The sequence below is a fragment of the Streptomyces sp. NPDC056883 genome (genome assembly GCF_042788835.1).
GTDB classification, from domain to species: domain Bacteria; phylum Actinomycetota; class Actinomycetes; order Streptomycetales; family Streptomycetaceae; genus Streptomyces; species Streptomyces stoeckheimensis.
Genome location: NZ_JBHUBS010000002.1, coordinates 716,287 through 740,420, shown reverse-complemented (window position 1 = coordinate 740,420; position 24,134 = coordinate 716,287). Strand labels below are relative to the sequence as shown.

Annotated in this window: 27 protein-coding genes; 15 read left to right on the top strand and 12 right to left on the bottom strand. The window is 73.0% G+C overall.

Translation table 11 applies throughout. The features are described from left to right. Positions 1–12 precede the first annotated feature (12 nt). The 5 genes from ACFRU2_RS08555 to ACFRU2_RS08535 all read right to left on the bottom strand — a co-directional run bounded on the left by ACFRU2_RS08555 (position 13) and on the right by ACFRU2_RS08535 (position 4,124). Positions 13–756 (bottom strand): cytochrome c biogenesis CcdA family protein, encoded by a 744-nt coding sequence (locus ACFRU2_RS08555; RefSeq protein ID WP_382969324.1) that lies wholly within the window; start codon positions 754–756, stop codon positions 13–15. Continuing rightward, entirely contained in the window at positions 753–1,376 is a 624-nt protein-coding gene (locus ACFRU2_RS08550) for a TlpA family protein disulfide reductase (protein WP_382969321.1), read from the bottom strand. The genes ACFRU2_RS08555 and ACFRU2_RS08550 overlap by 4 nt, the downstream gene beginning before the upstream one ends. Beyond that, complete coding sequence (locus ACFRU2_RS08545) at positions 1,373–2,152, bottom strand: thioredoxin family protein (protein ID WP_382969319.1); 780 nt, start codon at positions 2,150–2,152, stop codon at positions 1,373–1,375. The genes ACFRU2_RS08550 and ACFRU2_RS08545 overlap by 4 nt, the downstream gene beginning before the upstream one ends. 288 nt (positions 2,153–2,440) lie before the next feature. Continuing rightward, the gene (locus ACFRU2_RS08540; RefSeq protein WP_382969316.1) at positions 2,441–3,004 is read right to left on the bottom strand and encodes a hypothetical protein; all 564 of its coding nucleotides are present in this window, start codon (positions 3,002–3,004) and stop codon (positions 2,441–2,443) included. A 226-nt stretch (positions 3,005–3,230) separates the two neighbouring features. Beyond that, positions 3,231–4,124 carry a CAP domain-containing protein gene (locus ACFRU2_RS08535; protein ID WP_382969313.1) on the bottom strand — a complete coding sequence of 298 codons (894 nt, stop codon included), beginning with the start codon at positions 4,122–4,124 and terminating at the stop codon, positions 3,231–3,233. 293 nt (positions 4,125–4,417) lie between these two features. Between ACFRU2_RS08535 and ACFRU2_RS08530 the strand changes: the two genes are divergently transcribed. The 6 genes from ACFRU2_RS08530 (at position 4,418) to ACFRU2_RS08505 (ending at position 11,678) form a co-directional block, all read left to right on the top strand. Next, positions 4,418–6,919, top strand: coding sequence for a SpoIIE family protein phosphatase (locus ACFRU2_RS08530; protein ID WP_382969310.1), 2,502 nt, complete (start codon positions 4,418–4,420; stop codon positions 6,917–6,919). A gap of 76 nt (positions 6,920–6,995) precedes the next feature. Continuing rightward, complete coding sequence (locus ACFRU2_RS08525) at positions 6,996–8,363, top strand: pyridoxal phosphate-dependent decarboxylase family protein (protein ID WP_382969307.1); 1,368 nt, start codon at positions 6,996–6,998, stop codon at positions 8,361–8,363. A gap of 64 nt (positions 8,364–8,427) precedes the next feature. Next, positions 8,428–9,027 (top strand): putative glycolipid-binding domain-containing protein, encoded by a 600-nt coding sequence (locus ACFRU2_RS08520; protein ID WP_382969305.1) that lies wholly within the window; start codon positions 8,428–8,430, stop codon positions 9,025–9,027. Next, complete coding sequence (locus ACFRU2_RS08515; RefSeq protein WP_382969303.1) at positions 9,017–9,694, top strand: GAP family protein; 678 nt, start codon at positions 9,017–9,019, stop codon at positions 9,692–9,694. Before ACFRU2_RS08520 ends, ACFRU2_RS08515 begins: the two co-directional genes overlap by 11 nt. A gap of 110 nt (positions 9,695–9,804) precedes the next feature. Beyond that, on the top strand, positions 9,805–10,350 hold the full coding sequence (locus tag ACFRU2_RS08510; RefSeq protein WP_382969300.1) for a potassium channel family protein: 546 nt from the start codon (positions 9,805–9,807) through the stop codon (positions 10,348–10,350). Further along, positions 10,347–11,678: a chloride channel protein gene (locus tag ACFRU2_RS08505; protein WP_382969297.1), complete on the top strand. Its 1,332-nt coding sequence runs from the start codon at positions 10,347–10,349 to the stop codon at positions 11,676–11,678. Before ACFRU2_RS08510 ends, ACFRU2_RS08505 begins: the two co-directional genes overlap by 4 nt. Before the next feature lie 49 nt (positions 11,679–11,727). On the opposite strand, the gene ACFRU2_RS08500 is transcribed toward ACFRU2_RS08505, so the two are convergent. Then, the gene (locus ACFRU2_RS08500) at positions 11,728–13,134 is read right to left on the bottom strand and encodes a serine hydrolase domain-containing protein (RefSeq protein ID WP_382969295.1); all 1,407 of its coding nucleotides are present in this window, start codon (positions 13,132–13,134) and stop codon (positions 11,728–11,730) included. A gap of 193 nt (positions 13,135–13,327) precedes the next feature. Continuing rightward, a complete protein-coding gene (locus tag ACFRU2_RS08495; protein ID WP_382969294.1) occupies positions 13,328–14,386 on the bottom strand; it encodes a PP2C family protein-serine/threonine phosphatase in 1,059 nt (352 codons plus the stop codon). Between the two features lie 346 nt (positions 14,387–14,732). Here ACFRU2_RS08495 and ACFRU2_RS08490 point away from each other — a divergent pair, with 346 nt between their 5' ends. Further along, a complete protein-coding gene (locus ACFRU2_RS08490; RefSeq protein ID WP_382969292.1) occupies positions 14,733–15,473 on the top strand; it encodes a hypothetical protein in 741 nt (246 codons plus the stop codon). Between the two features lie 26 nt (positions 15,474–15,499). Here the strand turns inward: ACFRU2_RS08490 and rpsN are convergent, their stop codons facing one another. Together rpsN and rpmB are read right to left on the bottom strand one after the other, a co-directional pair. Then, the gene (rpsN, locus tag ACFRU2_RS08485; protein WP_382969290.1) at positions 15,500–15,805 is read right to left on the bottom strand and encodes a 30S ribosomal protein S14; all 306 of its coding nucleotides are present in this window, start codon (positions 15,803–15,805) and stop codon (positions 15,500–15,502) included. Next, the gene (gene rpmB, locus ACFRU2_RS08480; RefSeq protein WP_382969288.1) at positions 15,805–16,041 is read right to left on the bottom strand and encodes a 50S ribosomal protein L28; all 237 of its coding nucleotides are present in this window, start codon (positions 16,039–16,041) and stop codon (positions 15,805–15,807) included. Before rpmB ends, rpsN begins: the two co-directional genes overlap by 1 nt. Positions 16,042–16,109: 68 nt before the next feature. Here rpmB and rpmG point away from each other — a divergent pair, with 68 nt between their 5' ends. From rpmG to rpsR, 4 genes are read left to right on the top strand one after another with little or no spacing between them, the layout of a single operon-like run. Further along, the gene (gene rpmG, locus ACFRU2_RS08475) at positions 16,110–16,274 is read left to right on the top strand and encodes a 50S ribosomal protein L33 (protein ID WP_030162346.1); all 165 of its coding nucleotides are present in this window, start codon (positions 16,110–16,112) and stop codon (positions 16,272–16,274) included. 52 nt (positions 16,275–16,326) lie between these two features. Further along, positions 16,327–16,575, top strand: coding sequence for a type B 50S ribosomal protein L31 (locus ACFRU2_RS08470; protein ID WP_382969286.1), 249 nt, complete (start codon positions 16,327–16,329; stop codon positions 16,573–16,575). After that, positions 16,572–17,741 carry a CobW family GTP-binding protein gene (locus tag ACFRU2_RS08465; RefSeq protein ID WP_382969283.1) on the top strand — a complete coding sequence of 390 codons (1,170 nt, stop codon included), beginning with the start codon at positions 16,572–16,574 and terminating at the stop codon, positions 17,739–17,741. Before ACFRU2_RS08470 ends, ACFRU2_RS08465 begins: the two co-directional genes overlap by 4 nt. Before the next feature lie 49 nt (positions 17,742–17,790). Next, positions 17,791–18,030, top strand: a complete 240-nt coding sequence (gene rpsR, locus ACFRU2_RS08460; protein ID WP_382969282.1) for a 30S ribosomal protein S18 — start codon at positions 17,791–17,793, stop codon at positions 18,028–18,030. A gap of 63 nt (positions 18,031–18,093) precedes the next feature. Here the strand turns inward: rpsR and ACFRU2_RS08455 are convergent, their stop codons facing one another. Beyond that, positions 18,094–19,587 (bottom strand): MFS transporter, encoded by a 1,494-nt coding sequence (locus ACFRU2_RS08455; RefSeq protein ID WP_382969279.1) that lies wholly within the window; start codon positions 19,585–19,587, stop codon positions 18,094–18,096. 145 nt (positions 19,588–19,732) lie between these two features. Here ACFRU2_RS08455 and ACFRU2_RS08450 point away from each other — a divergent pair, with 145 nt between their 5' ends. Continuing rightward, complete coding sequence (locus ACFRU2_RS08450) at positions 19,733–20,257, top strand: MarR family winged helix-turn-helix transcriptional regulator (protein ID WP_382969276.1); 525 nt, start codon at positions 19,733–19,735, stop codon at positions 20,255–20,257. 23 nt (positions 20,258–20,280) lie between these two features. On the opposite strand, the gene ACFRU2_RS08445 is transcribed toward ACFRU2_RS08450, so the two are convergent. Further along, the gene (locus ACFRU2_RS08445) at positions 20,281–21,303 is read right to left on the bottom strand and encodes a glycoside hydrolase family 26 protein (RefSeq protein WP_382969273.1); all 1,023 of its coding nucleotides are present in this window, start codon (positions 21,301–21,303) and stop codon (positions 20,281–20,283) included. Positions 21,304–21,557: 254 nt separating this feature from the next. On the opposite strand from ACFRU2_RS08445, the gene ACFRU2_RS08440 reads away from it, so the two are divergent. The 3 genes from ACFRU2_RS08440 to ACFRU2_RS08430 all read left to right on the top strand — a co-directional run bounded on the left by ACFRU2_RS08440 (position 21,558) and on the right by ACFRU2_RS08430 (position 23,796). Continuing rightward, positions 21,558–22,250, top strand: a complete 693-nt coding sequence (locus ACFRU2_RS08440; RefSeq protein WP_382969271.1) for a hypothetical protein — start codon at positions 21,558–21,560, stop codon at positions 22,248–22,250. 96 nt (positions 22,251–22,346) lie between these two features. After that, positions 22,347–22,853 (top strand): DinB family protein, encoded by a 507-nt coding sequence (locus ACFRU2_RS08435; protein ID WP_382969269.1) that lies wholly within the window; start codon positions 22,347–22,349, stop codon positions 22,851–22,853. A 118-nt stretch (positions 22,854–22,971) separates the two neighbouring features. Continuing rightward, positions 22,972–23,796, top strand: a complete 825-nt coding sequence (locus ACFRU2_RS08430) for a YhjD/YihY/BrkB family envelope integrity protein (protein WP_382969266.1) — start codon at positions 22,972–22,974, stop codon at positions 23,794–23,796. A gap of 31 nt (positions 23,797–23,827) precedes the next feature. Here ACFRU2_RS08430 and ACFRU2_RS08425 read toward each other — a convergent pair whose 3' ends face one another. Beyond that, positions 23,828–24,097 carry a DUF6296 family protein gene (locus tag ACFRU2_RS08425; RefSeq protein WP_382969264.1) on the bottom strand — a complete coding sequence of 90 codons (270 nt, stop codon included), beginning with the start codon at positions 24,095–24,097 and terminating at the stop codon, positions 23,828–23,830. Between the last annotated feature and the right edge of the window lie 37 nt (positions 24,098–24,134).

Here is a 24,134-nt window from a genome sequence, read left to right as displayed (position 1 = left end):
GTTCGGCCGGGTCTACACGGCCGTGGTGTACGCCGCGCTCCACAACTGGAGCCGGTAGACCAGGTCGTTCCACAGACCGGAGGCCAGCAGCACGCCGACGAGGACGAGCATGCCGCCACCGGCCCGCAGGACCCACTGGTAGTGCCGTTTGACCAGGCCGAAGGCGCCCAGTGCGCGGCGGAAGGCCAGGGCGGCGAGGAGGAACGGCAGGCCCAGCCCGAGGCAGTAGGCCGCCATCAGCAGGGCCCCGCGGGCCGCACTGGCCTCGCTCCAGGCGAGCGCCTGTACGGCGGCCAGCGTCGGGCCGATGCACGGGGTCCACCCGACCGCGAACACGGCCCCCAGCAGCGGCGCGCCCGCCAGGCCGAGCACGGGCCGCCGGTGGCTGCGGAACTCCCGCTGCGTGAAACCCGGCAGGAAGCCCATGAAGGAGAGCCCCATCAGCACGGTGAAGACGCCGAGCACCTGGGTGACCACCTCCTGGTGGGCCAGCAGGGTGCGGCCGAAGTACCCGAACAGGGCGCCGCCGGAGACCAGTACGGCCGTGAAGCCCAGCACGAACATCGCCGCGCCGGCCGCCATGCGGCTGCGCTGCCCGCCGCGGGCGTCCGCCAGGTCGGAGACCGACAGGCTGGTCACGTAGCTGAGGTAGCCCGGTACGAGCGGCAGGACGCACGGCGAGAGGAAGGAGACCAGTCCCGCGAAGAACGCCACGGGGGCGGCGACGACCAGCGTCCCGTGGAGGAGCCCCGTCATGCCGTCTCCTGCGCGACGCGGGCGAGCAGGGGCCTCAGTTCCTCGTCGGTGACCGCTCCCCCGATGCTGACGGCGATCCGGCCGCGGCGGTCGATCACCAGCGTCGAGGGGATGGTCTGCGGGTTGAGGAGCGCGGGCGGGAAGCGGAGCAGGAGCTCGCCGGTGGGGTCGTGGAGGCTGGGGAATCCCAGGCCGTGCGCGCGTACGAAGGACTGCGCCGCCGCGCGGTCCCGGTCGCGGGTGTTGATCCCGAGGAACCGGACGCCCTGCGCGCGGGTCTGCCCGCTGAGCCGCTCGAGGTCGTCGGCCTCCGCCCGGCAGGGCCCGCACCACGATCCCCAGACGTTGAGGACGACGACCTGGCCCCGGAACTCGGCGAGCCCGAGCGGCTTTCCGTCCAGGTCGGCGCCCGTCAGCGCGGGCGCGTCCGGCCGGGCCCCGGAGTCCACGACCACGGCCGCGGACATGGGCCTGACGGCTGCTCTCCCCGGGCCGGGCGCCTCCCCGTTGCCGTCGCCGCCGTCGGGGGCGGCGCCCGCAGCGGCGTAGAGGCACCCGGCGAGCGCCACCGCGAGGCCGGCGCCGGCCAGGGCGGTGGAGCGCGGGAGGGTTCGTCTCATGACGCCCACTTGCGGAGGAAGGAGCCGAGGCCGTCCGAGGTCAGGGCGGGATTGCCGGTGACGTGGGTGTCGGTGCGCACCGTGCCGGACGGCGAGACCACGACCAGGACGGGCATCTTGTACGTCCCGCCCGAGGGGCTGTACTTGCTCAGGAGGGCGGAGTTGGCGGAGCTGTTGCCGCCGATGTCCACCTTGACCAGGTGGTACGAGGCTCCGAGGATCGACGCCGTCTGGGGCTGGGCGAAGACCTTGTCGGCCGCCTTGCAGTTGCCGCACCAGTTGGCGCCGAAGTCGAGCAGCACCATGCGGCCGTCGGCCTTGGCCGCGCGCAGCGCCGCGTCGATCAGCTTCTGTGCATCGGCCGAACTGTCGTAGCCGGGGCCGGGTATCCGGGCCGCCGGGGCGGGCGCGGCGGAGGTGCGGGACGGCTTGGGGGCGGGCTTGGCGGACTGGGCGCGCGAGGGGGTGGGCGAGGCGCCGGCCGGGGTGGCGGCCGGTGCGGACGCCGACGGCGCCGCGGAGGGCGAGGCGGACGCGGTCGGGGACGCCTCCGCGGACGCGGACTCCGTTGCGGCCCCGGTGCTCTGCGAGGGCTGTCCGGCCGTGGCCGGGGCGGCGGCGCCGGTGGGCTGGGCGGACGGACCGCACGCCGCGGTCAGCCCGGCGGCGACCACGGCCGCGGCCACCAGGGGCAGCCGCACGGCCAGGGGCGCGGCGGAGCCCGGGCGCGGCGTGCGGCGGGTGGCACGGGCGGGTCGGAGTATGCGAGAAGTCATGGCGAAGACACCCCAAGGCACGGTTCGGAGTACGGAAGCGCGAAACGCCTTCCGGATCGGTGGAGCCGATGGCACGGCAGCACGGCGGCTCGTCGGGGGCGCCGGGACAGGGGTGCCCGGGCGCCGAGGGCCGCTCGGCTGACGCGAGCATAGGACCGCCGGGGGCCGCCGGAACCGGCTGGGCGTGATCTTGAGGTTCCCCTAAGGAACAGCTCACCTTCCGCTTCGCCGGAGCTCGGGAGATAGGCGCGCACAAGGGGGTGGACCGCCGAAAAGGGGTCAAGGGTATCAGAAGGACGTCTCGCGCACGCTGGCCTTCGCCGACGGGGTGATCGTCGCGGTGATCACCGAGCGGTGGTCCGCGCCGGTGAACGTGACGGTCAGGGTGTCGTCCACGGTCTGTGACGTGGCGGCCTTGTATCCCCGGCCGGGGACCGCGGAGATCAGGCACACGCCGCGGTTGCCGTAGCGCACGGTGACCTTGCCGCCTTCGGAGGGAACGGTGTGCAGGCCGTATCCGCCCCCGGTGCAGTCGACGGACGGTTTGGGCGCCGTCGTCCGGGGCGTGGCCGTCGGGGCCTTCGCGGAGGCGGGTGTCGAAGCCGGGGGTGACGGCCGCTCCGTCGCGACGGGCGACCCACTGGCGGTGGCGTCCGGGGACTGCGGGCTCGGTGACGGGGCCGGCACCGCCGTCCAGGCCGGCGGCGTCTCGACGACCGCGGGGGCGGACCGCGCGACCGGGGGCGTGTGCCTGGTCGAACCGACGACGAACTGGACCGTGCCGAGCACGGCGGTCACGCTGGCGGCCGTGCACGACAGCCATATGAGCAGGTAGCGCGGAATTCGGGGCACGGCCCCATAGTGGCCGACCCGTTCGGCCGGCCGTCACCGCCTCCCCCGTAACGGACCCGGCCGCGCCGGACGGCCCGCCGGACTAGCCCCGGACGGCCTCCGGACGGCCTGCGGACGGCTCCTTGGACGGCTCCTGATGCGCGGGAACGCAGACGTCCTCCTGGCCCGCGTACGGGTCGGAGGACGACGTGTGCCGGGCCCCGTGGGTGCGGGGCGGGTGAGGGGTCTACCCGGCGGTTCCGAAGTTCTGCGTCCACCAGGGGCCGCCGTCGCCCTTGTGGAAACCTATGCCGATCTCGCGGAAGCCGCAGTTGAGGATGTTGGCCTTGTGGCCGGGGCTGTTCATCCACGCGTTCATGACCGCGGCGGCGTCCGCCTGGCCGCGGGCTATGTTCTCGCCCAGGCGGGACCAGCGGTATCCGGCGGCCTCCACGCGGGTGGTCATGGTGGACCCGTCGGGCCCGGTGTGGGACATGACGCCGCTGCGGGCCATGGTGTCGCTGTACGCCCGTGCCGCGGCGCTCAGCTTCGCGTTCGCGGTCACCGCACCGCACCCGGCCGCGGCCCGCTCCTTGTTGACCAGGGCGAGGACCGCGGACTCCACGGCGGAGGAGCCGGAAGAACCGGAGGAACCCGAAGAACCCGAGGAACCGGAAGACCCCGAGGAGCCCGAGGAACCGGAGGAGCCCGAGGAAGCGCCCGAACCGCCCGAACCGCCGCCGGTGGTCGTGGTGGGCGTACGGGTGGGCTTGGGCTTGGCGGCCGGGGCCGGGGCCGCGGGGGCCGGGCTGCTCTCCGCCGCCGGCTTCGTGGGGGCGGCGGATCCCGTGGGGTCGGTGCCGGGCGGCGCCGACGGCATCGCGCCCGTCGCGGACGCGGCGTCGGCGGAGAGTGCGGGGGCGGCGGAAGGGGAGGATTCCGCCGCCTGCCCGCCACCGGAGACCGCCGCCCGGGCCTTCGCCCCGGTGGTTCGTGCGCCGTCGCCGGAGGCTGCAACCGCGACCCCGACCGCCACCACCGCGCCCGCGGCGGTGAGGGACAGCACGATGCGCGTGCGCACCGTCTTCTTCCGCCGCGCCTCGATGCGGGACGGAGTTCCGGGGGTTCTGCTGCGGCTCATGCCTGGGGACCTCTCGGCGAGAAGGGGGAGACGGCTGCCCCGAGCCTAGGGTGGTGACCAGCGGAAATGGTGATTCGGAGGCGTTCTTCAAGGTCCCTTAAGGAAGCCCGCAGGGTGGGCACAGGAACGGGACCGCTCACCGGGGCGTCCGCAGGGGCGCGCACCGGGCGGAGGCTCGGGAGACACTTTGACTGACGTCTGAAGCGGTACCGGGTGGCGCAACGCCCCTGGCTGCCGTTCCCGACATCGACCAGCATGGGGACAGTCGGACCGGGCTGACGAGATGGGCACGCATGCGCGCCACGGAGAGCAACCAGGATTATCCCTTCGCCGTCACGAACACGGCCGCGGCACTCCTCGACGGTGCCGGGACGGTCGTCGCCTGGACACCGGCGGCCGAAGCCCTCCTGGAACGCCGGTCCGCGGACGTGTGCGGCCGCCCGGCCCGCGAGCTCCTGGCGGACCCGGATCCGGGCAGCTGGGAAGCGGTGCTGGCGCAGAGCAGGTATGAGGGCGGGAACGGGGGCGGGGACGGGTGGGAGGGCCGGGCCACCCTGCGACACGGCTCGGGGCGCGAGCTGGAGATCGGCTTCCGCGTCATCCCGCTGAACGACGGCGTACGGGGGGAGGCCGGCCGCTGCCTCGTACTCGGCGCGCCCCTGGAGCTGGTCGCCCGATGGCGGCAGGACCACGCCTTCACCCAGGAGCTGTTCCTGCAGGGGCGGGTGGGACTGGCCGTCTTCGACGCCGACCTGCGCCTGCTGCGGACCAACACGCACCTGTTGCCCTACACCGGGGTGCCCGTGGACCTGAAGGGCCGGCGCCTGTCCGACTTCCTGTGGGCGTCGGACGCGCGGACCATCGACGACCGGCTGCGGGAGGTCCTGCACAGCGGGATCCCCCTGATCGGTTTCCACACGACCGCGAGCACCCTCGACGACCCCCGAGGGGGTCGGATCGTGACCATCCAGGCGTTCCGGCTCCAGCAGCCCGACGGACGCCCGATGGGGGTGGCGGCGGTGTTCACCGACGTCACCGACCACGAGCGGTCGCGCGGGCGCCTGGACCTGCTGTACCGCGCGACCGGAGCGCTGGGCGGTTCGCTGTCCGTCCTGCGCACCGTCGAGGACCTGGTCGGCGTACTGGCGCCCTCGTTCGGCGACTGCGCCGCGGTGGATCTCGTGGAGACCGTTCTGAGCGGCGGTGAACCGCCCGCCGACGGGCATCATCTCCCGCTGCCCCTGATCCGGATGGCCGTCGCCGGAGCGGAAGCGGACGCGCTGCGCAAGGGGACGACGCGGTTCTCCGCTCCGCTCGCCGGCGCCGTCGCCCACCCGGCGACGACCGGGGCCGGAGGGCCCGAACCGGCCGTGCCCGAGGACCGGGAATGCCGGGGAGAGCTGATCACGCTCCGCGGGGCGCCCACGGAGCCCGGGAGCGACCCGCCGAAGTGGGCCACCGCCGTCCCGGGCGCGCACTCGGCGATGACGGCTCCGCTGTGCGCACGGGGCATCGGGTTCGGAAGGCTCACGCTCTGGCGCACGGGGGACACCGCCCCGCTGGAGGCGGACGACCTGGCGCTCCTCGAGGAGATCGCGGCCCGTGCGGCCGTCGCCGTGGACAACGCGCGCCGGTACACCAAGGAACGCCGCACCGCGGTGGGCCTGCAGCGCAGCCTGCTGCCGCCGGCCACCGCGGAAACACCTGCGGTGGAAGCCGCCGGCCTCTACCTGCCCGCCGACGCGGACAGCGGAGTGGGGGGCGACTGGTTCGACGTCATCCCCTTGTCGTCGGCCCGTGTCGCCCTGGTGGCCGGGGACGTCACCGGCCACGGGCTGCACGCCACGGCCATGATGGGGCGCCTGCGCAGCGCCGTACGCGCGATGGCGGACCTGGAACTGGAACCCGAGGAACTCCTGGCGCACGTGGACGACATGGTCCTGCAGGTCGGCGCCGAGGCCGAGAGCGACGCCGCCGAAGACGGAGACGGGGGCACGCCGGTGCCGGGCGGACCGGCCGGAGCCACCTGCCTGTACGCCGTCTACGACCCGGTGACCCGCGGCTGCGTCATGGCGAGCGCCGGGCACCCGCCGCCGGCCGTGGTCGGCCCGGACGGAACCGTGGAGTACGTCGAGCTGAGCCCCGGCCCGCCCCTGGGGGTCGGAGGCTGGCCCTTCGAGGCCGTGGAACGCGAGCTGGCGCCGGGGAGCGTGCTCGCCCTGTACACCGACGGGCTGATCGAGCGCGGGGAAGGCGACATCGACGAGGGCATGCGCGATCTGGCGGACCGGCTGCTGCGCGCGGACGTAGTCGGGCGGCCGCTGCGCGAGGCCCGCCACGACATCGTGGAGGGGCTGCCGCCGGGCAGGCTGCGGGACGACGTCACCCTCCTGCTGGCCCGTACCCGGGTGGTGGATGCCGCCTCCATCGCGACCTGGCAGCTCGACGCCGACCCGGCCGTCGTCGCCGACGCGCGCCACCTCGTCCTGGCGCAGCTGACCGCCTGGGACCTCGACGAGCTCGCCTTCGGTACGGAGCTCATCGTCAGCGAGCTGGTCACCAATGCCATTCGGCACGCCGGCGGCCCGGTCCGGCTCCGGCTGATCCGGGCGGACACCCTGACGTGCGAGGTCTCGGACTCCAGTAACACGCAGCCGAGGATGCGGCGCGCGAGGAGCTCCGAGGAGGGCGGGCGGGGCCTGTACATCGTCGCCCAGCTCTCGCACCGCTGGGGCAGCCGCTACGCCCGGGGAGGCAAGACCGTCTGGTCCGAACAGAGCCTGCCCCTCCCCTGACTGCCGGCCGCCGGTCGCCGGTCGCCGGTCCGGCCGCGGCTTGCGGGGTCGTGGCTCCTGGCTCATAGTCCGAGGTATGGACGCGCGCGAGGCAGCGCTCCGACGGGCGCACGACCATGCCGTCCGCTGGCTGGCGAGCCTGAACGACCGCCCGGTTCCCGCCCGCGCTTCGGTCGACGAGATCGTGCGCGCGCTCGGCCGTGAACTGCCCGCCGCTCCCGGTGCACCCGCCGATGTCGTCGACCTGCTCGCCACGGCCTGCGAACCGGGGCTCACCGCGTTTCCCAGCGGCCGCTTCTACGGGTTCGTGGTCGGGGGCACCGAACCGGCCGCACTCGCCACGGACTGGCTCGTCAGTGCCTGGGACCAGAACTGCGTCATGCACGCCGCCTCGCCCGCGTACTCGGCGGTGGAGGAGGTCGCCGGGGCCTGGCTCCTGGACCTGCTCGGACTGCCGGGCGACAGCGCCGTCGGCTTCACCACGGGTGCCACGATGGCCAACTTCACCTGCCTCGCCGCCGGGCGCGACGCGGTGCTGCGGCGCGCCGGCTGGAACGTCGCCCGCGACGGACTCACGGGCGGGCCGGCCGTACGGGTCCTCGCGGGCGAGGACCGCCACATGGCCATCGACCTGGCGCTCCGCTACCTGGGACTCGGGCAGCCCGAACTGATCACGGCGGACGGGCAGGGCCGCATCGAGCCCGCGGCCCTGCGGCGCGCCCTGGCGGCCTGCGGGCAGCGCCCCACGCTCGTGATCCTGCAGGCCGGAGACATCCACTCCGGTGCCTTCGACCCCTTCGCCGAGGCGATCGGTGCCGCTCGCGAGGCGGACGCGTGGGTGCACGTGGACGGTGCCTTCGGGCTGTGGGCGGCCGCGTCTCCCCGGTACGCGCACCTGACGGCGGGCTGCGCGGACGCCGACTCCTGGGCGACGGACGCCCACAAGACCCTGAACGTCCCGTACGACTGCGGCCTCGCCCTCGTGCGCGACCCCTCCGCGGTCCGGGCGGCGATGGGTCTGCGCGGCGACTACCTCATCCAGCACGAGCAGGGCGACCCCATCGACAAGGTCCCGGAACTCTCCCGTCGCGGCAGGGCCTTCACGGTGTGGGCAGCGCTCAGGTCCCTCGGCAGGTCGGGCGTGGCCGACCTCGTCGAGCGGCTGTGCGGGCACGCCACCGCGTTCGCCGACGGCATCGCCGGGACGGACGGCGCGACCGTCCTCAACGACGTGGTGTTCACCCAGGTCTGCGCCGAGTTCGGCGACGACGCGCGTACGGAGCGGGTCCTCACCCGGCTGCTCGACGACGGCACGGCCTGGATCAGCGGCTCCACCTGGCGCGGGCGGCGCGTCATGCGCATCTCGGTGAGCAACTGGTCGACGACCGACGACGACGTGGCGCGCACACTCGAAGCGATCCGCCGCGCATCCGCCGGCACCTGACGGCATCCCGTGAGCCGGGCTGCCAGTCGGCCCCGAACGCCACGAGGGCGGATACGGTGACGGCATGAGCGGATCCCGGCGCCTCGCGCGCACCTGGGAGGTCTTCCCCGGCTCGGGCTACTCGACCGCCTGGGTCGACCTCGGCCAGGGCGCCCTGGCCGCGCGCGGTCGCGCCGTCGGTCTGGACCCCGAGCCGTACTGGCTGACGTACGCGCTCGAGACCTCCGACTGCTACGTGACCTCGCGCCTCCACGTGACGGTCGAGACGGCGGCGTCGGCCCGCACGCTGGACCTGCGGCACGCCTCCGGACGCTGGACCGTGGACGGCGCGTACCGCCCCGATCTCGACGGCGCGCTCGACTGCGACCTGGGCCTCTGCCCGATGACCAACACCATGCCCGTGCTCCGCCACGGCCTGCACCGGCCGCCCGGAACCGGACCGCACCACTTCCTCATGGCCTGGGTCTCGGTCCCGGACCTCGCCGTCACCGCGAACCGGCAGACGTACACGCACCTGGGCCGCGCCGAGCACGGCACCCGCGTCCGCTACGAGTCCGGCGACTTCCGCGCGGACATCGCCTTCGACGACGACGGCCTGGTCCTGGACTACCCGTCCCTGGCGGCCCCGGTCCCGCACGGAGTGCGCGGCGGCCATGCTGCTTGACCTGTTCTTCATCGGCCTGGTCATCACGCTCTACCCGCTCCCGGTCATGGCCTTCGTGCTGGTGCTGTCGGCGCCCGGGGGCGCGTGGAAGGGGCTCGCGTTCATCCTCGCGTGGTTCGCCTGCCTCGTCGCGGTGATCGCCGCCGTCATCCTCCTCACAGGTGGCGAACCGCCTCCGCCCCGGTCTCCGCCGTCCGACGCCGCTCACGCGGCGAAACTGGCCATCGGCATCGGCCTGGTCCTTTACGGCGAGCACCGGCGCCGCGGGCACCGCAGGGTCCCGGCGTCGCCGGCACCTTCCGGGTCCGGTTCCTCCGGTGGCGGCTCGCTCACGTCCCGAATGGATCAGGTCACCGTGTGGTCGGCGGCCGGGCTCGCCCTGCTCCTGCAGCCCTGGGGCATGGTCGGCGCCGGAGCGGCCACCGTCGTCGAGGCGGACCTGTCCCGGAGCGGGTCGTACCTGGCCCTGCTGGCCTTCTGCGTCCTCGCGACGTCAAGCCTCCTGGCCATGGAGCTGTACATGGTGTGCGCGCCGGACAGGGCCGGGCTCGCGCTGACGAACCTGCGCACCTGGCTGTCGGGACACAAGGACCGGGCCGTCGTCGTCACCTGCCTCGTCCTCGGGGTGTGGCTGGCGGGCAGGAGTCTTTACGAGCTCACGCGCTGAACCCGGAGCTTCCGAAGATGCAGGTCATCGCGACGGATGCTGCAATGTCCTGAGGTCCCTGCCCGCCAAGGGATGCGCCACAACATCCCGGTCCGGTGCGAGGAGTGGTCATGAGCGACGACGAGAGTGGCGGGCGCCGACCGCCACGGCCCCGTCGGCTGCTGGCAGGTTGCCTGCTCCGTTCGGTCGCATCGGTCGTCCTGCTGACCGGCCTGTTCTATCTGGTCCCTCTGGAGAGCGGGTTCGGCGTCCTCACCGTCGCGCTCCTGGTCGTCGGGCTCGCGCTGTTCGGCGGTCTGGTGGCCTGGCAGGTCTCCGCCATCGCCCATGCGGAGTACCCCAGGCTGCGCGCCATCGAGGCACTGGCCACCGCCGTGCCGCTGTTCCTGGTCCTGTTCGCCGTGTCGTACTTCCTGCTCGCCCAGCAGGTACCGCCGTCGTTCTCGGAGCCCCTGACCCGGACCGACGCGCTGTACTTCACGGTGACGGTGTTCGCGACCGTGGGCTTCGGGGACATCGCCCCCGCCACCCAGGTCGCCCGCGCCTTGACCACCGCTCAGATGGCCGCCGACCTGGTCGTGGTGGGAGTCATCGCCAAAGTCCTCTTCGGCGCCGTCAGGATCGGGATGCGAAGGCGAGGGGAGGACAACCCATGACGGAGCCGAGCCCCCGGTCCGACGCGTCCGTCACCGGGACCCAGCCGCAGGAGGCGGAGCTCCTCCGGGGCATGCTCCGCAGCCCCGGCTACCTCAAGGCGCTCGTCCTCTGCGCCCTCATCGGCATCCCGGTGTCCCTCGCCGCCTTCTGGTTCCTCGTCGGGCTGCACGAACTGGAGCACGCCCTGTGGACGGACCTCCCCGGGGCGATGGGCTGGGACACCCCGCCCTGGTGGTGGCCCCTTCCCCTGCTGCTCGTCGCCGGAACCGGGGTCGGCCTGGTCGTCACGCACCTGCCCGGAGCGGGCGGCCACGTCCCCGCGTCCGGACTGCACACGGGAGGCGCTTCGTCGGCCACCCTGCCCGGAGTCCTGCTCGCCGCGGTGGCGAGCCTGCCGTTCGGCGCGGTGCTGGGGCCGGAGGCCCCTCTGATCGCACTCGGCGGCGGCCTGGCCCTGGTGTTCCGCGACCTCGCGCGGGCACCGGCGACCCCGCAGAGCACGGTGCTCCTGGGCGCGGCCGGAGCCGCCGCGGCCATCTCCGCGATCTTCGGCAATCCGTTGATCGCCGCGGTGCTGCTGATCGAGGTGGCGGGCGTGGGCGGGCCGCAGCTGTTCGCGGTGATGCTGCCGGCTCTGCTGTCCAGCGGGGTCGGGGCCCTGGTCTTCACCGGCCTCGGACGGTGGACAGGTCTGGCGACGGGGGATCTGTCCCTGAAGCTTTCCCTGCCGTTCCCCCGCCTGGACGTGGCGGACGTGCTCTGGGCCGTGGTCATCGCCGTGGCCCTCGGCCTCGTACTGCATCCCCTGCTGGCCGGGGCCCGGGCGATCGCCGCGTACGTCGCGGCACGGCCCCTCGTACGGACCGTCCTGTGTGCCCTGGGCGCGGCGGCCTGCGCCGCCCTCTACGCACTGATCACCGGGCGCTCACCCGGCGACGTCGTCTCGTCGGGCCAGGCCGGCCTCGCCGGACTGGCCGCGGACCCGCACGCCTGGGGCGTCGGCGCCCTGTGCGCCGTCCTGCTGTTCAAGGGCGCCGCCTACCTGCTCTGTCTCGGCAGCCTGCGGGGCGGCCCCGTGTTCCCCGCGCTCTTCCTCGGAGCCGCGGCGGGGGTCCTCCTCGCGCCCCTGCCGGGCCTGGGGGTCGTATCCGGGATGGCGGCCGGCATGGCGGCGGCCTCGGCCACCACGCTGCGGCTGCCGGTGAGCAGCGTGGTGCTCGTGATCCTGCTGCTCGGCAGCTCCGCCATGATGCCCATCGTGATCCTGGCGGCCGTGGTCGCCTTCGTCGTCACCGAGCTGCTGCCTCCCGGGCCCGCCGTGGCGTAGCGGGCGCCGGAGAGGCGCAGCAGGTGCGGACGGCCGGCGCGGGCGACCGTCAGGCCGTGCAGAACTCCGCCGCCAGCATGCCGTTCAGGCTGTAGAGCTCCCAGAGGGGCCAGTCGCCGTTCATGTTGAGCACGAGGGCGTGGCTGCCGTCCGCCGTGGAGTAGAGGTAGCTCAGCGAGCCGAATCCGCCGCCGTTGTGCCCGTACAGGACGACCGTGGAGCCGTCCTGGCAGGTGATCGTGCGGCGGGTGAGCCCGAGTCCGTAATCGGCCTGGACGGCCTTCCAGGGGCGGCTCGCGTACCAGTAGCCGGGCGTGGCCTTGTCGCCCGAACTGACCGTGCTGATGGCCGGGTTGACGATGCACTCGGGCCAGGCTCGGGCCGGGTCGCAGGGGACGCCCGGGAGTGGGGAGCCGGGGGCTCCGGCCCCGGTGGGGTTCAGGTCGGTCATCATCTGCGCGAGCTGCGCCGGGGGCAGGAGTCGGCCTGTGAGCAGGGCGCGGATGAAGGTCACCAGGTCGCCGCTGGTGGACACGATGGCCCCGGCCGCGCCGCCGAGGGACGGGTTCCAGTCGGCGGCCGGACGGGAGAGGTGGCCGAACACCCCGCGCGGCCGGAGGTAGTTCGTGAAGAACTGGTCGTGGGGCGTCGGCAGGGTGGCCGTGGATCCGGGGAGCACGGTGTGGGTGAGGCCGAGCGGCTGGATGACCCGGCGGGTGACCTCGTCGGCCCACGGGTGTCCGGTCACCCGCTCGATGACCATGCCGAGCAGGACGTAGTTGGTGTTGCTGTAGTGCATGCCGGCGCCCGGCGCGAACTGCGGTCCGTGGGAGGCGCCTTCGTCGACGAGCTGCTGGGCGGAGTAGTCGGGCAGGTTGGGGAAACTGCTGCCGGCACTCGCCAGCACCCCCAGGTCGCCGAGGTAGTTGAAGACTCCGCTGGAGTGCTGGAGCAGGTTCCGTACGGTGATGGGCGGGCTGCCGGGCGGCGGGTTGAAGCACTGCCCGGTGCTCGGGTTGCAGCCCGCGACGGGGTTGGTCTTCAGGACCGGGCCCAGCAGGCCGAACACGTCGTCGTCGAGGCTGACCCTGCCCTCGGCGACGAGCTGGAGCACGGTCGTCGCGGTGAAGATCTTGGTGATCGAGGCGGCCCGGAAGGGGCTGTCCGGATTGCGTGCGGGTGTTCCCGCGTCCGTGGCTCCGGTACCGGTCCAGGAGACGCCGTCCTGGTAGGTGCGGGCGATCACCCCGGGGATCCCGTCGCCGCCGACGGCGGTCCCCGCCTCGGCGCGCAGGGCGGCGAGCAGGGGTTCGTGGCTGTCGTGTGCGGCGGCCGGCGTGGACGGCAGGCCCATGGCCACGAACAGGACGGTCGCGGCGGCCACCACGAGGCGACCCCGTGTGGTGCGTGCGGTGCGCGTGATGCGTGCGGTCCGTGCGGTGCGCGTTCTGCGCATGCCTCTCATCGCTCTCCCCCGTGTCGACACCGCCGGGCGGAGCTGCCCGGCAGCGGCGAAGCTACGCAGGGGCGGCCGACAAGGGAAGGGCCGCGGGCGGGAACGGGCGGGAACGGGCCGGACCGACCGGACCGACCGGACCGGCCGCGTGGGCCGGACCCGGCACGCGCAGGTCGACCGCGACGGTCCCTCTTCAGGCGAGCCGGTCCACGAGGATCATCGCCACGTCGTCCGTCAGGCGGCCCTCGGTGTGCCGGACCAATGCCAGGTGCACTTCGTCCAGGAAGTCCTGTGGGGAGGTGTCGGCGGGTATCTCCTCCATGGTCTCCGCCAGGGGGAGGAACTCGTTGTCACCGTTGCGGGCTTCGATCACGCCGTCGGTGTAGAGCAACAGCCGGTCGCCGGGCAGGAACGGGAAGCTCTCGGGCTCGGCGGGAGGGCCGTCGGCGAGGTCTTCGAATCCGAGCGGCAGCAGGGGCACGGCGGGCATCAGAGCCCGGACCTTGCCCTCGCGCAGCAGCAGCGGAGGGGGATGGCCGCGGTTGACCAGGTACACCACCGGTTCGTCCGACACCTGGGCGATGAGCGCAGTGGTGAATCCCTCCATGAGGACTTCGGGAAGTTCCGTCTGGGAGTAGGTGCCCGGCACGGCGGCCTCGCGCCGCAGCGCGGCCGCGCAGTGGTTCATGACCTCCTGTACTTCGTCCTCGTAGTGCACGGCCTCCCGGAAGGCGCCCAATGCCACCGCGACCGCGCGTATGGCGGACAGCCCTTTCCCCCGTACGTCCCCCACGATCATGCGGACCCCGTAGCGCGTCTGCACCGCGTCGTACAGGTCGCCGCCCACCAGTGCCCCCGTCCCGGCCGTGAGGCACAGGCTGGCCGTCCGTACCGGGCCCAGGAGCTCGGGGACGGGCCGCAGGACGACCTCCTGGGCCGCCACCGCGATCCGGCGGACCTGGTCGAGCTCGCTCTGTCTGCGCGTGCGCACCGCGTTGCTCAGGATGACGCCGGCCACGGACACCACGATGATCCCCAGGAAGTTGCCGATGATCAGCTGGGTCTGGGTTCCCCACGAATGGTTGTACGTCGCGGAGGTCGCGTTCACACTCGCGGCGAGGGCTGCCGCCGACAGCGTGCCCACCGGGCCCATGGTCAGCGCCGCCAGGGCCGGCGTCGTGGTGAGGACGGGCCCGGTGACCAGGTCGTGTGCGGGCGAGAGCTCGATCCCCAGCACGCCCAGCGCGATCATGAACGGCGCACACTGCGCCAGCGTGAACAGGAACGACGTACCGTGACCGCCCGCTCCCGGCCGGGAGGACGCTCCCGGCCGAGCGGGCGATCGAGGATGTGACCTCATGGGAACAGCCTGCCCCGCGGAAGCTGCCGGGGCCTCCCGGAAGCCCGTGACCAGCGGCTCCCCCGACCGCGGCGGGCGTCGGGGCGGACGCCCCGCGCCGACGGCCGCCCGCCCGCACTGCGCCCGCCACGGCGCGGACCTACGCTGATCTCGTGACGGCCGCACCGGAGGCCTGGCGATCGCACGATGGCGCCATCGCGGATGCCCTCCGGAGTCGGCCGGAAGGAGGTGGGGCGCGATGTCCGCACCCCGGGCAGCCGCGGCCCGCAGCGCGGCCGCCGGAGCCGTCTGCTCGTTGATCCTCGTGGGCGCGGGAGCCGCCCGGGCCGATGACAACGGCATCGCCGACAAGAGTGCCCAGGGCATCGCGGACGCCTCGCGCGAGGCCATGTCCGGCGTCACGTCCATGCGCATGGTGGCCAAGGTGACCGACAAGGCGGGCACCACCGCCCTGGACCTCCGTTTCGACGTGGGGGGCAACTGCGTCGGCACCGTCACACCTCCCGGCGGTTCGGGCACGGCCGACATCATCAAACGCGGCGACGACGTGTGGATGAAGCTCGACGACGCCCTCCTGCGGGCGCAGGTACCGGGAGTCGCGGCCGAGGACGCCATCGCGCTCGTCAACGGCCGCTATCTGCACGGCACTACGCACAGCCCCCTGTTGCGCGGCTTCGCCGACTTGTGCGACCTGGACTTCTTCAAGAAGGAGTTCTCCTCGAAGCCGGCGAACGAACAGCTGACCAAGGGATCGCGGACCACCGTCGACGGCCGCCCGGCCGTCACGGTCACCAGCCGGCACGACGACGAGACGGGCACGTACCAGGTCTCCACCGAGGACGAGCCGTACCTCCTGCGGATCCAGGGCACCGAAGCTCCCGACAAGCGGGTCGAGGCCTCCTTCTCCGCCTTCGACGAGCCCGTTCCGGCCGAGCCCCCCGCGCCCGCCGACTCGGTGGACGTGTCCCGGCTCCAGTAGCACCGACGGGCCTGCGCGCGCAGGCCCTACCAGGACGACTTCGTGACTCCGGGCAGGAATCCGGCGTGCGCCTGTTCCCGCATCCGCACGCGGGAGAGTCCGAACTTCCGCAGATGTCCGCGGGGCCGTCCGTCGACACCGTCCCGGTTGCGCACCCTGGTCGCGCTCGCGTCGCGCGGCTGCCTGCGCAGCTCGGCGACGGCCGCCGCCCGTTCGGCGTCCGTCGAGGATGGCCTCCGGATGATCTCCTTCAGCTCCGCCCGGCGGGTGGCGTGGCGCGCGACGGTCGCCTTGCGCTTCTCGTTCTGCGCGATCTTGCTCTGCTTCGCCATCAGACCTTCACTCCCCGGGCGCGGATGCGTGCCACCGCAGCCTCGACACCGATCGCGTCGATGGTCTTGATCGCCTTGGCGCTCAGCTCGAGGCGGACGTGGCGCCCTTCACCGGGAAGCCAGTACCGCTTGCTCTGGATGTTGGGGTCGAAGCGGCGGGAAGTGCGCCGGTGCGAGTGGGAGATGGCGTTGCCGAAGCCCGGCTGGGCTCCGGTCAGCTGGCAGTGGGCGGACACGGGTCACCTGTCCCTCTCTGAACGGGGATCGTTATTGGAAATGATTTCCATTCCCGTATAGTAGCCCCATGGCACGCAACGAAGTACGCCCGATCGTCAAGCTCCGCTCCACCGCGGGCACCGGCTACACCTACGTCACCCGCAAGAACCGGCGGAACGATCCCGACCGGATGGTGCTGCGCAAGTTCGACCCGGTGGTCCGCCGGCACGTCGACTTCCGCGAGGAACGCTGAACCCAGCCCCCGCCCCCTGCCCCGACCCGCTTCCCTGCCTGAAGGACACGTCATGAAGCCCGGAATCCATCCCGCCTACGGCCCCGTCGTCTTCCGCGACAAGGCCGCCGACTTCGCCTTCCTCACCCGCTCGACCGCCACCAGCGAGAAGACCGTGGAGTGGGAGGACGGCGAGACCTACCCCGTCATCGACGTCGAGATCTCCTCGCGGAGCCACCCCTTCTACACCGGCACCGCCCGCGTCCTGGACACCGCCGGCCGCGTCGAGCGCTTCGAGCGCCGCTACGGGGGCGGCAAGTGAGACTGCCCGTCGTCATCGTCGGCGGGCTGCACTCCGACGCCCGCAAGGAAGTCGTGGACCGCCTGCTCCGGTCCGTTCCCGGCAGTGTCGCGCTCCACCACGACCTGGCCGCAGCCCCCGCCGGCACCGTGCTGCGCATCGTGCGCGACGCTTCGGGTGAGCTGTCCCGGGGCGAAGCGCCGCTCTTCAACGACTGCGCCTGCTGCGCGCTCCGCGAGGACCTGGTCCCCGAGCTCGAACGGCTGGCCGGCAGCGGATTGACGCGCCTGGCCGTCGTCGAGCTGTGGGACTCCGTCGAGCCCAAGGCGATGGCCGAGGTCGTCGCCGAGCACGGGGCCGACGCACTCGATCTCACCAGCGTGATCACCGCGGTGGACCCTGCCCTCGTCCTGCCCTATCTCGTCAACGGCGACGATCTGGCGGACGTGGGCCTCGCGGCGGCCGCCTCGGACCGGCGTACGGTCGGGGACACCTGGGCCCGGCAGCTGGAGTACGCCGCCGTACTGGCCCTCGTGGACGGCAAGGACGCCGGGCACGCCGGGCACGCCGGGCACGTCGAGGACGCAGACCTCGCCCTCCTGGCCCAGCTCCATCCGACCGCCCGCCGGGTGTCCGCCGGATCCGGGGAACTGGCCCGGGCGGCCTTCGCCGGCTTCGACGTGGAGACGGCGGCGGCCGCCCAGCACCCGGCCTGCGCCCTGCTGCCGCAGGAGGCGGAGGAGGCGGGAGTCAGCACCTTCGTCTGGCACCGCAGCCGCCCCTTCCACCCCGAGCGGCTCTACGAGGCCCTGGAGGACCTCTGCTGCGCCGCCGCCCGCAGCCGCGGCCGGTTCTGGCTCGCCGACCGCCCCGACACCCTGCTGGCCTGGGACGCCGCGGGCGGCGCCCTGTGCGTGGAGAACGCCGGCCCCTGGCTGGCCTCCCTCCCGGACGCCGCCTGGGAGATGGTGCCGCCGATGCGCAGGGCGGCCGCCTCGCTCGACTGGCATCCGGAGCACGGCGACTGCTGCCAGCACCTCGTCTTCACCTCACCCGGCCTCGACCGCGACGGGCTGGAGCGACTGCTGGAGTCCTGCCTGCTCACGGACGCCGAGTACGCCTCGGGGCGCGAGGAGTGGCGGAGACTGCCGGCCGCCTTCGACTCGCTCCTCGACCCCGTCTCCTGACGCCCCGCCGACCGGCACCTCCATCACCCACACCGCTCAAGGAGCCCTCATGGCCCGCCGCCAAGCCCCCCACAAGCCGCTGAAGTCCCGGCCCAACCCCCTGGACGCCGCAAGGATCACGTACATCGACTACAAGGACACCGACCTGCTGCGGAAGTTCATCTCCGACCGCGGCAAGATCCGCAGCCGCCGCGTCACCCGGGTCACGGCGCAGCAGCAGCGACGGCTCGCCGCCGCGATCAAGAACGCCCGCGAGATGGCCCTGCTCCCCTACGGCAGCAGCCGGTAGGGCCGTAGGACTCCGCACGCGGTGCGCGGCACCTGGCGGCGGGGCGGTCCGGGGCTCCGGGCTTCACACGGCGACCTGCGGGGTGTCCGTGGCGACGCCGCCGTGGTGCTCGTCCTCGGGGCGCCCCTGTCGGGGCAGCAGGAACGTGAGGGCGAGGAACGCGACCAGCAGGCACGCCTGGACCACGAGGGCGTAGTGGAAGCCGCCGGTGAACTCGCCGGCCTCGGCCCGGTCGAAGAACACGGAGCCGAACACGGCCACGCCGATGGAGCCCCCGATGGACTGGACCGCGGACAGGACTCCGGAGGCGGAACCGATCTCGTCGTCGTCCACGGCGGCCAGGACGAAACTGAACAGGGCGGCGATGACCATGCCCGCGCCGATGCCCGAGACGGCCACGCCCGGGGCGATGTCCCGGATCGAGAAGGAGTCCGCGGTCAGGGCGTCGAGTTCGAACCAGAGCAGGGCCGCGCCTGCGAGCTGGACGAGCGGGCCGATCTGGAGGACCTTGCGGCCGATCCTGTCGGCGAGGACGGCGCCGCTGACCGCACCGCCGATGGCCGTGCCCACCGCGAGCGGCAGGTTGCCGAGTCCCGCGTCGCCGGCGGTGAAGTGCCGGCCGATCTGGAGGTAGAGGGTCAGCACGAGTTGGGTGCCGACGAGCCCGGCGAAGAACAGGGCGATGGCGCCGAGCCCGACGGTGAAGGCGGGCTTGCGCAGCAGGCTGGGGGTGATCAGCGGCTCACGGCCCGCCGCGGCCGCACGGCGCTGCCGCAGCGCGAACAGGGCGAATCCGATGACCGAGGCGGCCATGGACAGCCAGGTCCACAGCGGCCAGCCGTCCTCCTGCCCCTGGTTCAGCGGCAGGACGAGGAACGTGCAGGCCATCACGACCAGCGCCGCCCCCACCACGTCGATGCTCACCGTCCGGTCACCGGGCTTCTTCGGTACGCACTTCGCGGCGACGATCAGGGCCGCGATGCCGATGGGCAGGTTGACCAGGAACACCGACCGCCAGCCGAGGCCGAAGAAGTCGCCCTCGATGAGGAAGCCGCCGAGGACCGGGCCGATGATGCCGCCGAGCCCCAGGACGGGGCCGAAGATCCCGAAGACCTTCGTGAGCTCGCGACCGGAGAAGTTCTCCCGCAGCAGGCCGAGCCCCTGGGGCAGGAGCATCGCCCCGGCGGCGCCCTGCAGCAGCCGGAAGGCGATCAGCGACCCGATGTTCGGGGCCAGCGCGCAGAGCAGCGAGGTGGCGGTGAAGGCGGTCAGGCCGAGCAGGAACATGCGGCGCCGCCCGTAGCGGTCGCCGAGCCGCCCGCCCAGCACGAGCCCGGCGCCCAGGGTGAGCGCGTAGCCGCCGATCACCCATTGCAGGCCGACGGAGCCGGCACCGAGGGACCTCTCCAGGTCCGGACCGGCGACGTTGACGATCGAGGCGTCCAGGAGATCCATGATCTCCGCGACGAGCATCACCACCAGGATCAGCCACCGCCACCGGTAGGGCTCCGCGGTCTCGTCGGTGGTCTCGTCAGGGGTGGGGGACGGGTCACGCACGCCAGATACCTCCATCGTGGAATAGTTCCACGGTGAAGGTAAAATGGTGACGGTAGGTTGTCAAAAGCAGACCGCCGACGCGGATCGGCGTCGCGGATCACCGACGCGGACCGAGCACGGCCGGAGAGAAGGGCGGAGGGCCTCCATGGAGGAAGCGCAGCGCGACGACGTCGCGGCGCAGCACGAGCGGCTGATGGAATCGCTGAGGATCCACGGCCGCCACTACGCCGAACTCAGTCGGCGCTTCGCCGCGTGGCTGGGCCTGCACTCCACCGACGCGACCGCCGTACTGGAGATCGCCGCCGCCGAAGAACGCGGCACCCCCCTGTCACCGGCGCGGCTGAGCGAACGCATCCCCCTGTCCACGGGGGCCACCACCGCGCTCCTGAACCGTCTCGAGGCGGCGGGGCACATCACCCGCGTCCGCGAACACTCCGACCGGCGCGTCATCACCCTGCGCAGCGGCGGGCACATCCAGGAACGGGCCGACGAGTTCTTCGGCCCGCTCGCCCACCGCCTCGACACCGTGATGTCGCACTACCCGCCGCAGCTCCTGGAGCAGTTCGGCTCGTTCATGGCCGACCTGAACTCCGCCATGGACACCCACCTCGGCGAGCAGGACACGGCAACGCCGCGCTCCCCCGGCGCCCCGGGCGACCGGAATCCCTGACCGGGCGAGGAAGCGGCCGGCCGTCAGGAACGCGGCCGGGCCCCCTGCGGCTCGCCGCCGGAGAAGAACTCCCGGAACACCCGCGAGGAGCGCGGATTCTGGCCGCACTGCCACACGCCGTGCGGGCAGAAGTCCGTGATGCTGTGGTACAGCGGCCTGTGCTCCTCGATCCATGCCAGCATGCGCCGCACGTACTCGGGGTTGTCGCCGTGCCGGAACAGCCCCCACTCGGGGTACGAGGTCTCCTTGCCGTGGGCCCTGGCGAAATCGACCTGGTGTTGCAGTCCGTAGGGCTGGGCGACCTGCTCGTCGAAGGTCCGGCCGGGTTCCTGGTCGTACGAGTCCATGCCGAGGACATCGACCACGTCGTCACCCGGGTAGCACCGGGTCCACGCGATCGCGTCACCGCCGCGGTTGGGGGCGAAGTCGAAGCGGAAGTCCTGCCCCTCCACGGAGCGCATGGCGGCCACGATGCGCCGCCAGTACTTCTTCCAGTTCTCGGGGTCCGGCCGGCACCGGTGGGTGTAGTCGAAGCCGTTCATCTCCCAGCCGAGCACGATCACCGTGTCCCGCACGTCGAGGTCGACCAGACGCTGGGCCAGCCGCCGGAAGTGGTGGTCGTACGTGCCCCGCGCGCCGGTGCGGATCAGTTCGGCGACCCGGGCATCGGGGAGGCGGGCCTCGTTGCGCTCCTGCATGGGCACGTTCAGGACGAACAGCCGGTCGGCCTTCGCATTGCGCCACCGCGCCCAGGTGCGCAGGGAATCGGGCGCCCCCTCGATGTTCGCCCAGGTGTCGCCCGGCAGATAGGTGTGCCCGACGCGCAGCTCGGTACCCCCGAGCCAGCGCGAGAGCCCCTTCATCCGCTCGACGCCGGGCGATCCGTAGTGCAGGTAGGCACCCACCGCGATCTCGCTGCCGGCCTTCCTGCCGGAGTCCTGCCGCGGCGGCGTGGTCAGGGCGCCCCGGGCGCCCCCGGTCAGGAGCAGGCCGACGGCGACCGTAGTCGCGCAGACGCCCGCGAGCAGGCGGCCCCGACGGGACATGACACCTCCACAAGCTGCGCGCACCGATGTGTCTGGAATCGACGTTAGGCATCTCATCCGATGCACGGCCTGTCCGCTGTCCCGATGCTGGGCCATTCGCGGCAGCCACCCGCCCCCGCTAGACCCGACCGGGTGAAGCCTCACCCGCGCACCGCGCACCGCGCACCGCGCACCGCGCGGGCCCGGCCGGGCGCGGCGTACGGTCCGGGCGCACCGGCCCCTGCGGCCGGGAGCCGCTCCGGTAGCGTGGCCGGGTGATCTCCGGTGACATCCTCCTCGAGCGGCTGCACGAGCTGGCCGCCCGCGTCCCGTTCGACCTCGCGGTACAACCCGGCGCCACGGCTGCCGACTTCGACCGCTGGCCCGTCCCGGTGCCGGCCGAGGCACGCGAACTACTGGGCCGGCTCGGCGGGTTCGCCGTGCCGCCGGTGGAGTTCACCCTGACCGGCCACCCCCGCCAGGCCGGCGACCACGGCCTGCCGCACCCCCACTGGCTGGTCACCGACGACGGAGGCGGCGGCGTCACCTGGGTCGACATCGAGGCCGACGGCCGGTGGGGCCAGGTCCTGATGCAGTACCGCGAGGGCGGCCTCCACGTCGAGGCCGACTCGCTGCCCCACTGGCTCGACCGGATCATCGCCGCGGCGGAGGAACTGGTCGAGGAGACCGGCTTCGAGGAGGGCGTCCAGCCGTACGCCGACGATTTCTGGGACCTCCTCCAGCTGGACGGCCCGGAACTGCCGCTGCACCCGGCGGCCGAACTCCGCGGCAGCCCGGACCCGGTGGTCGCCCGGCTCGCCGCCCGCGTGCCGGACGGCGCGCTGATCGCCGACCTCCGCGGAGTCCTGCCGGGCAGCCGCGCCCGCTTCGACCGGGCGCTCAGGCGATACCGCCTGGCCCGGGCCGTCGGCGCCCCGGTGTTCGCCGCCGTCCCCGGCGAGGACTGACCCCGGGGCCGATGCGCAACCGGGCCGGGAGGAGCGGTGCGGACCCGTAGGAAAATTCCTCGACACCCAACGCTCCGATCAGCGACGATGCGCGGGATGACCAGAATCGACGACACACCTCCCGCGTGGGACGAGCGCACCCAGCTCACCACGTTCCTCGACTACGCACGTGCCGGCGCCCGCGCCAAGTGCGCAGGCGTCTCCGCCGAGAACGCCCGCAAGGCGCTCCTGCCGGGCTCGCCGCTGATGACCCTGAGCGGAGTGATCAACCACCTGCGCTGGGTCGAGTACTACTGGTTCCAGGTGGTCTTCCTCGGCGAGGAGGACCACGGCCCCTGGACCGACGAGGACCCCGACCGCGAGATGCGCATCGCCGTCGACTTCCCGCTCGCGCAGCTCCTCGACGAGTACGCCGACCAGAGCGCCCGCTACCGCGAGCTGGTCGCCTCGGCAGCCCTGGAGCAGCGGGCCGAACGAGCCGTCCGCGACGGCCTCCACGTCGACCTGCGCTGGATCCTCCTCCACCTCACCGAGGAGACGGCCCGCCACAACGGCCACCTGGACATCCTGCGCGAGATGCTCGACGGCACGACCGGCTCCTAGGCTCGCGCCGGCTCCGGTACCCGGGTGCGCGCACCCGGGTACTGCGGTGGATTCCCGGCCGGGAGGGTTCTACCGTGAAAGCAGCACCTGGAGTTGCCATGCCCATCACCTCGGTGAGATGACCGGGTCCGGTGGGACCCGTCGGCTGTCGCCCTGGGGACGGCTGCGCAGTGCGGCCCGCCGCGCGCGGGCCGGACGCCGCTGGGTCCACGTCCGGGACGTCGACCTGTGGCAGCGCTCCCTCGGGTTCGCGGCGCTCGGGTTCCTGACCCTGGTACCCCTGCTCATCGTCGTGTCCGCGGCGGACACCCGCGGCGGGCAGGGGTTCGCGCAGTGGCTGGGAGACGGGCTCGGGGTATCGCCGGCCGCCAGGGCCGAGATCGAGCGGCTCTTCGCCCTGCCCGGCCAGGCCTGGCGGACCACGACGGCCTTCGGCCTCGCGCTGCTCGCCGTGTTCGGCCTGTCCTTCGGCACGATGCTGCAGAGCGGCTACGAACGGGTCTGGGACCTGCCTCCGTCCCGCTGGTGGGCACGCTGGCGTCACGTACTGTGGCTCGGCGCGCTGGTGGGGATCCTCTACCTCTCGGCGGTCACGGTGCCCTGGCGCGAGTCCCCGGCCCGCGGCTTCGTCACGGTGGCGATCGGAACCCTCTTCTTCTGGTGGTCCCAGCGCCTGCTGCTCGGCGGCCGGGTCCCGTGGACGGCCCTGCTCCCCGGGGCCGTGGCCACCATGCTCGGGCTGCTCGGGCTGCGGGTCTTCTCCCGGCTCGTCTTCTCGCCGCTGATCGCCTCCAGCGCCGTCACCTACGGCCCCTTCGGAACCGTCCTCGTCATCCAGACCTGGCTCGTCGGCATCGGCGTGGTCGTGTTCGGGGGCGCGCTCGTCGGTCGGCTCTTCCACGACGAGCTGCACCGGGCACCTCCCGCGGATCCCGGACAGTGAGGCGGGAGCGGGTCCGAGAACGTCGAACGGATCACCCGGACAAGGGGCGGGCCGTGACCCCGTGGGCCGGTTCCTGACCGGCCCCGGTGGCCAGCACGCGCACTTCCGACCGGTCGCTGATCTCCGCCTGGATGATGCCCGTGGCGTCCTCGTAGACCGGGTGGCCTCCCGGCCCCGTACGGTCCGTGGCGGTCACCCGCACGACGTCCCGGTCACCCTCGGTCACCCCGGGGAACACCAGCTCGAACGCTCGCCGCACCTCGTCTCCCGGCACGTCCACCGCCGGATCCGTCTGTCCCATCACCCTCTCCCCTCTGCGCCGGTGCCGGCGCGGGGCA